Source organism: Parasphingorhabdus sp. (assembly GCF_041748495.1).
GTDB lineage: Bacteria > Pseudomonadota > Alphaproteobacteria > Sphingomonadales > Sphingomonadaceae > Parasphingorhabdus.
This window is the reverse complement of sequence record NZ_JBGTDD010000115.1, coordinates 1-7,077: the sequence shown is the minus strand read 5'-3', so window position 1 is coordinate 7,077 and position 7,077 is coordinate 1. Positions and strand designations below refer to the sequence as shown.

The following is a 7,077-nucleotide window of genomic DNA, read 5'->3' as shown; positions in this document are numbered from 1 at the left end:
GGTCTACCGCGAGACCGGCTGCGAACATTGCAACCAGACCGGGTTCCAGGGCCGGATCGGCGTGTTCGAGGCGATCCGGATCGACGACACCTTGCGCAAGCTGATCAATGATGGCGGCGATGAAGCGCGTATCACCGCCCACGCGTTCCTGCGCCAGCCCAATCTGGGTGTCGCCGCGAGAGCCTTGGTCCGTGAGGGATTGACCACGCCGGAGGAAGCTATCCGGATATCCAGACGCGAAAGCGAAGCGGTCGATGCCTGAATATGCCTATACCGCCATTGACCCCAAGGGACGGGAAAAGACCGGAAGGCTGGCCGCCGCCAGCGACGATGCGGCGCGGGCAAAGCTGAGCGAGCGGAATTTCTATGTCGTCCGCATGGAGGCGGCACAGGGGAGAAAAGGCAGGAAGGGCAAGGCCACGGCCGGTCTGTTCGGGCCGAGAAAGCTGACATCGAAAGAACTGACCCTGTTCACGCGGCAATTATCGTCGCTGGTACAGGTCAGCCCTCTGGAAGAAGCGCTGCGCCTGATCGGCAACCAGAATGAAAAGCCGCATGTGCAACAGCGGATCGCATCGGTCCACGGCGGGGTAATCGAGGGGCAACGCCTGTCCGAGGCGATGCGTCGCGAACCGAAAAGCTTTCCGCCGCTCTACCGGGCGATGATCGCGGCCGGGGAAAGTTCCGGTACCTTGCCCGATATCACCGAACGGCTTGCCGACCTGCTGGAGCGGCAGGCGGAATTGCGCGGCAAATTGATTGGGACGCTGGCTTATCCTATTGTGCTGGCGCTGGTTTCGATCATCGTGGTGGCGCTGCTGATGATTGCGGTCGTGCCGAAAGTGGTCGAGCAGTTTGACGATGTAAACCAGCAACTGCCGATGATCACAAGGATCGTGATCGGCATTTCCGGCTTTCTGGCGGACTGGTGGTGGGCAATTGCGATCGTGATCGGAGTCGCGCTGCTGATCGGCTGGCGCGCACTGAAAGAGCCGCAGATCAAATATCGTTTTGACGGCTTTCTGCTGCGCCTGCCGTTTTTCGGGCGGCTGTTGCGCGATTTGCACGCGGCGCGTCTGGCGCGGACCCTGTCGACCATGGTGGCCAGCCGCCTGCCAATCATCGAAGGATTACGGCTGACCACCAATACGATCCACAACAGTGTCTTGCGCAAGGCGTCGGAAGACATGGTGGAAGCGATTCGCGGCGGCGGCAGCCTCTCTACTGCGCTCAAGAATACAGGGGTTTTTCCGCCGATGCTGGTCTATATGACCTCCAGCGGCGAGGCATCGGGCCAACTCGATGACATGCTGGCGAGGGCGGCGGGCTATCTGGAGCGCGAATTTGACAATTTCAGTTCTACTGCCTTGTCCTTGCTCGAGCCGATCATCATTGTGGCACTTGGCGGGCTGGTGGCGGTGGTGATATTGGCGATATTATTGCCGATCTTGCAGCTTCAAAATCTGGCCGGACTATAGGGCCGGAACAAAGGAATGAACATGACGACAGGTACAGGCGATCTGGGTGAGGCAATGGGCCCGGGAAAAAAGCAGCGAAAAAGGCGCAACGGCTTTACGCTGGTCGAGTTGATGGTGGTGATTTTCATCCTCGGCCTGCTGACAACCATTGTGGTCATCAATGTCTTGCCGAGCCAAGACCGCGCGATGGTCCAGAAGGCCCAGGCGGATATTGCAACACTCGGGCAGGCGCTGGAAATGTACCGGCTCGACAATCTCAGTTATCCCTCCTCATCCGATGGCTTGCAGGCGCTGGTGGCTCCGCCCGCGTCCTTGGCCACGACCGCACGCTATCGCCAAGGTGGCTATATCAAGAAGCTACCCGACGATCCGTGGGGACGACCCTATCAATATGACAATCCCGGCCGTCAGGGTCCCGGCTTTGATCTTTATTCACTGGGGGCCGACGGGGCACCGGGTGGCGAAGATGACAATGCCGATATTTACGCCGAATAAGACCGGCAGCGCGTGAACCCCAATATTCTTCTCACGGCCTTTCCGGCAACCGATATCGAGGCACTTTATTGGTGGCACGTTGCCGACGGTGTGGTGCAGGCATGGGGATGCGATCCGGACCCGATGCTGGCTTCGCAAGCCTGTGGGCCGGACGAGGCGCGAAAGGATGTCTTCGTAATCGCGCTGGTGCCGTCGCATCTCACCAGCATATTGGGTCACGAGGCGATCAGCGATGCGACCGAAAGTCAGGCGCTGGCCGCAGCGAGATTGGTGGCAAAGGCGCATAGTCTGGAAGGAGAGAATGTCCATATCGTCTCGGCCCTGGATGGGGCAGGCGACATGGTGACGGCGATGGTCGGCAGGGATGTGCTGTCAGCCGGTCTGGTCCGGCTGCAGGCGCTGAACCTTGATCCCGACAGGATGATTCCGTCGGGATGGTTGTTGCCAGCTGTTAGCGATGGCGCGGTTTCTGCAGATTTCGGATTTGACCGGGTGGTGCGTGCGGGAAATGTCATCGCGACCGATGAGCCCGCCTTCCGCGATTTTCTTTTTGCCGATCTCACCATAGAGCCGAAGACCGGCGATGCCTTTGACGGCCTGCTGATCGGCGCTGGAGAAAAGGGCGACCTGAACTTTCGTTCCGGACCATTTGCAAAAAAGACCCAGCGAACGATGGACAGCTTGCAAAAGCGACGGCTCGGATGGATGGCGGCGGCGTTGGTCATCCTCTCCCTTGCCATACCCCTGGTACAACTGACCAAATATCATTCGGCGGCCAGCGAGGCGGACGAGGCGGCTTTGGCGAATGCCGCCATCGTGGTCGGAGAGCAGGACAATCCGGACAGCGCCGAGCAGGCCCTGGATCAGCGACTGATTGCTGAAAATCGCGGCAATATCATGTTTCCGGTTCCGGCTTCAGCGCTCTTTTCCGCGTTGCAACAGGCACCGAACGTGTCCGTCGCCCGTATGGCTTATGGCGAAAACGGGGTCGTTACGGCCACATTGTCGGCGATCCGCAATGAAGATATCAACCCGGCCCTGATCGCCATGCAAAAGGCAGGCTTCATCATCACGGCAACCCCGCGCACCGATGCCACGGGTTCGGCGCAAGCAGATATTACGGTAAGGGCGCCATGATCGAGAATGCAAGAAACTGGTTTGTCGGTCTCAGCCAGAGAGAGCGGATATTGGTCGGTGTCGCCGGTCTGCTGCTGGTGGGACTGGCAGGTTATTATGGTATCGCTCGGCCGATGTTCGGCGCGATGGTGTCTGCCGAGCAACGCTATCTCGATGCGGTCGAGCAGCGGGCCCGGATTGATGCCAAAGTGGCGGCGCTTCAGCAGCCGAAGGACGGCGATGTCGTCAGGTTCAGCGGAGCGATCGATGCCTTTGTCGGTCAAAGCGCCGGTGAAACCGGTATCGCGGTGGCTTCGGTCACGCCGCAGTCGGACAAGCGGGTCAATATGGTGGTGGAATCGGCCAAGCCGACGGCTTTGTTTGGCTGGCTGGCGCGGATCGAACAGGAGGGAGTCGCGGTCGAAGCCCTTAGCGTCAATCCTGTCGGCAACGGAACAATATCAGCAAATCTGACCTTGCGATCCAACTAGCGACAGCAGCCCTTCACTCCGCCGGTTCGCGATGCTGATGCTTCGCCGCAGGAAACATCAGGCCGCCGTCGTCGGCTGACATGACTTCCGGTTCGGCCAGCTCGGCTCTTGCTGTCTTTGTCTCTTTCTGAACCCATTCGCCGTCCTTGTTGCGAATATAGGCAGGTGCCCGCTGCACGTTCCAGACCAGGCCCATTTTCTCCCAGAGATAGATGATCTGGCCGTTGAGGTCGAATTCCCACCAGGCAATTTGCGACGACGCGGCGCGCGGATGCTGGTGATGGTTGTTGTGCCAGCCATCACCAAAGGTCATCCAGGCCATGAACCAGTTGTTGCGCGATCCGTCCTTGGTCTTGAACCGCTGCGACCCGAAGACATGACCGATGCTGTTCACGCCCATGACAAAATTCAGAAAGAAAAAGTTGCGGAAGAAGCCGCCGATCAAAATGGTGCCGATGATATATTCCGGGCCGCCAAATGCGAGCGCCCACAGGGCGGGAAAAATGATGCTGGAGAAAAGGGCGATCGACCAGCGATGTTTATGACACCATAAAACCTGTGGATCATCGATCAGGCCCTTGCCGTAAATTTTCATGTCGGATGTCGTGTTGTCGAAAAGCCAGCCGAAATGGGAGATGCCCAGCCCTTTCCATTTCGACATTTTCTTGCCATGACCATCGATATAGGGGCTGTGAATATCCCCGACCTGATCGGAAAAGGCATGGTGGCGGCGATGGTCGGCAGCCCATTTCAGCACGGAAGCCTGACAGGCCATTTGCGCCATGATTCCAATAGCGAGGCGCATTTTGGGCCCTGCTTCAAACGCGCGGTGGGTGAAATAGCGATGATAGCCGATACCCACGCCCATGTTGATCAGCGCAAAGCCAAAGAGAAAGGCAGACCATTCTACCCAGCCGGTGGAATAGGTGAGGGTCCAGTAGAGCGCGCCGAGCGAGCCCAGAACCATCGACGAAAGTAATATGCCATATTCGATCCGCTTTGCCCGTGCGGCCGGTCCGCCAATGATGACGCCATGCTGCGGATGCTTTTCCGACGGTATATATTCGTCGGGCTGGATGTCGCTAAATGCAGTGGCCATCGACACAGTTCCTCAACATTGGAGTAGGAACCCTAGGATATAGGCTATTTGCGATGATTACAATTGTGTTAACTAATAAGCGCGGTGCGAAAGAGGACACTGTCCGCTTTGGTCAAGTTTTCCTGGCAGTTTTCTCATTTGCCGACCATTGAGTTTAGCGGAAGCCACGATATTTTTGCAAGATCATCCGGTCATGATCGGTTCGCCCGCATTGGGGCAGGAGAGCAGCCAGCGTATAAAGTCCCGCGCCATCGCGGCCATCGCGTTGGGCGGGTCCTTATCGGCCTATAATCGTGAGGGCCATTCAGTCGTCGCTGAGCCGTTCGCGGGTGCCGGGGTTCGATCCAGGTTCATAGCGTGGGCCTTCAGGGCGGAGCGGCCTGTTCGTTTGAGCGGGCCGGGCCGGTTGTGGCCGGGCTTGCGGCTGTTGGACAGCTCCCGTTGGACGACGATCCGTGCGTGTTGTCCGGTCGCCACGATTCCTGACCGGAGCCGCTTGGTCCGGGCGGTCTGGGCGTGTGACTCTTGTTCCGGGCCGGGTGCCGAGATCGCTGCGGGTACGGGGATTATCCCGATAGTCGCGGCGCCTTGGGTCGCGCGCGTCATCGCGGCGGTCATTGCGTTGGTCGCGCCAGTTGCCACGTCTTTCGTCGCGTGCATCATCACCGCGGTCATTGCGTCGATCACGCCACTCATCGCGTCGTTGCGGATTGCGGTCTCTGGCATATCGCCCGCCATATTGCCCGCCATATTGAGCGCGCTGCCTGGCCCAATGGCGGCGGTGACTGTCGCGCATTGCGTAGCGTGTTCCACCACGGTCAAAGACATAGACGCCATAGCCGGGATAATAATATTGATCATACCATCCGCCGCCATAGCCGATATTGGCGAAGCCATAGCCATAGTCGCAGGCATAATAGTCGTCGAACGGTGCATAGGGATCGCAGTCATATCCCCGATTATTCACATAGCCGTCACCATAATAGCCCGACCCGCCGTACGAACAGCCAGCCAAGCCCAGCAAGGCACCTACGGCCAGCGTCGATTTGAACAAATGGGGGATGGCAAAATTGGTCATGTTCTTTTCCTCAATACCGACCCACTGGCGACAGCCAAGCCGAGTCGCGATTCTTTATCTTATTGCTGGCGTTGATATCATCAGTCGATTGAATAGCTTATGAATGGAGTAGCTTGCTGACATTCATGAAAGTAGCTAGTAAGCAATGGAAACCCCAGTTCAGGAGCGCTCCCTTGGCGACAATTTCAGCAAAACCACATGGATATCCCTATCAGGAAACCGCTAATCCCCATTGGATGACACCTCCGGGCGAAGAGCAACTGGCGCATATTCCCGGCGAAAACGGCTTGCCGATATTGGGGACGACGTTGAAGGTCATCAGGGACCCGATCGGTTTTGGCAAATATATGTTCGAACGCTATGGCTCGGTCTATCGGACCTACAGTTTTGGCAAGCAGAACGTCATGCTGCTCGGTGCCGATGCAACCGAACTGGTGATGTTCAACAAGGACAAGATATTTTCCAGCGAGCAGGGCTGGGGACCTGTGCTCAACAATCTCTTTCCACGCGGATTGATGCTGATGGATTTTGACCGGCACAGAGCCGACCGCAAGGCGCTATCGGTTGCCTTCAAGCCCGGACCGATGAAGCACCATTGCCAAGTTCTGGGGACGGGCATATTGGATCGCGTCGCCGAATGGAGCGGGACCACATTTAATTTTTATCCGGCGATCAAGTCGCTTTCGCTGGATACTGCAGCCAGTGCCATTCTCGGCATCCCCTGGGGACCGGAAGCAGACAAGATCAACAAGGCCTTTGTCGACGAAGTGCAGGCTTCGGTGGGCGTCGCCCGCAAACCGATCCCGTTCACCAAGATGTGGAAGGGCGTCAAGGCGCGCGAATATCTGCTCGACTATTTCACCCCGCAAGTGAAGGAGCGGCGAGCCAGGGGCGGAGAGGATATATTTACCCAGATATGTCTTGCAACCCACGAGAATGGCGAACTGTTGACCGAAGACGAGGTCGTCGACCACATGAACTTCCTGATGATGGCGGCGCATGACACGATCACCTCTTCGGCAACCAGCTTGACCTATTTGCTCGCCAAGCATCCCGAGTGGCAGGACCGCCTGCGCGAGGAATGCCTGTCGGTTGCACCGGCCGGGACGGTGCTCACGATGGAACAGCTCGGCAAGCTGGAGCTCACCGAAATGGCGTTCAAGGAAGCGCTTCGCCTGATTCCGCCGGTGCCGAGTATCCCGCGGCGCGCGCTCAAGGATTTTACCTTTCGCAACTATACGATACCCGCCGGCACCAACGTCGGTATCAGCCCGCAATTTGTCCACAAGATGGAAAAGCACTGGCCGGAACCGGACCGGT

General features: G+C 58.0%; 7 protein-coding genes and 1 pseudogene. 6 read left to right on the top strand and 2 right to left on the bottom strand.

All coding sequences use genetic code 11. The features are described 5' to 3' along the window. From ACEW8J_RS10570 to gspM, 5 genes and pseudogenes are all read left to right on the top strand, one after another. Window positions 1–262 (top strand): annotated as a pseudogene (locus ACEW8J_RS10570) (type II secretion system protein GspE); the annotation flags it as partial. Further along, window positions 255–1,478, top strand: coding sequence for a type II secretion system inner membrane protein GspF (gene gspF, locus ACEW8J_RS10565; RefSeq protein ID WP_373491604.1), 1,224 nt, complete (start codon window positions 255–257; stop codon window positions 1,476–1,478). The pseudogene ACEW8J_RS10570 and the gene gspF, both read left to right, overlap by 8 nt. A gap of 54 nt (window positions 1,479–1,532) precedes the next feature. Next, window positions 1,533–1,973, top strand: a complete 441-nt coding sequence (gene gspG / locus ACEW8J_RS10560; protein WP_373491605.1) for a type II secretion system major pseudopilin GspG — start codon at window positions 1,533–1,535, stop codon at window positions 1,971–1,973. Between the two features lie 12 nt (window positions 1,974–1,985). Continuing rightward, a complete protein-coding gene (locus tag ACEW8J_RS10555; RefSeq protein WP_373491603.1) occupies window positions 1,986–3,110 on the top strand; it encodes a hypothetical protein in 1,125 nt (374 codons plus the stop codon). Then, window positions 3,107–3,580 carry a type II secretion system protein GspM gene (gene gspM, locus ACEW8J_RS10550; protein WP_373491602.1) on the top strand — a complete coding sequence of 158 codons (474 nt, stop codon included), beginning with the start codon at window positions 3,107–3,109 and terminating at the stop codon, window positions 3,578–3,580. The genes ACEW8J_RS10555 and gspM overlap by 4 nt, the downstream gene beginning before the upstream one ends. Before the next feature lie 13 nt (window positions 3,581–3,593). Here the strand turns inward: gspM and ACEW8J_RS10545 are convergent, their stop codons facing one another. Continuing rightward, window positions 3,594–4,679: an acyl-CoA desaturase gene (locus ACEW8J_RS10545; protein WP_373491601.1), complete on the bottom strand. Its 1,086-nt coding sequence runs from the start codon at window positions 4,677–4,679 to the stop codon at window positions 3,594–3,596. A 304-nt stretch (window positions 4,680–4,983) separates the two neighbouring features. Further along, complete coding sequence (locus tag ACEW8J_RS10540; protein WP_373491600.1) at window positions 4,984–5,757, bottom strand: hypothetical protein; 774 nt, start codon at window positions 5,755–5,757, stop codon at window positions 4,984–4,986. Window positions 5,758–5,930: 173 nt separating this feature from the next. Here ACEW8J_RS10540 and ACEW8J_RS10535 point away from each other — a divergent pair. Continuing rightward, window positions 5,931–7,077 (top strand): cytochrome P450 (locus ACEW8J_RS10535; protein WP_373491599.1); only part of this gene is annotated, 1,147 nt, incomplete at its 3' end.

What these genes read in the sequence shown, in the direction of transcription:
- gspF (WP_373491604.1), top strand. Translation starts at nt 255, where the DNA reads ATGCCTGAATATGCCTATACCGCCATTGACCCCAAGGGACGGGAAAAG.
- gspG (WP_373491605.1), top strand. Translation starts at nt 1,533, where the DNA reads ATGGGCCCGGGAAAAAAGCAGCGAAAAAGGCGCAACGGCTTTACGCTG.
- gspM (WP_373491602.1), top strand. Translation starts at nt 3,107, where the DNA reads ATGATCGAGAATGCAAGAAACTGGTTTGTCGGTCTCAGCCAGAGAGAG.
- ACEW8J_RS10545 (WP_373491601.1), bottom strand. Translation starts at nt 4,679, where the DNA reads ATGGCCACTGCATTTAGCGACATCCAGCCCGACGAATATATACCGTCG.
- ACEW8J_RS10540 (WP_373491600.1), bottom strand. Translation starts at nt 5,757, where the DNA reads ATGACCAATTTTGCCATCCCCCATTTGTTCAAATCGACGCTGGCCGTA.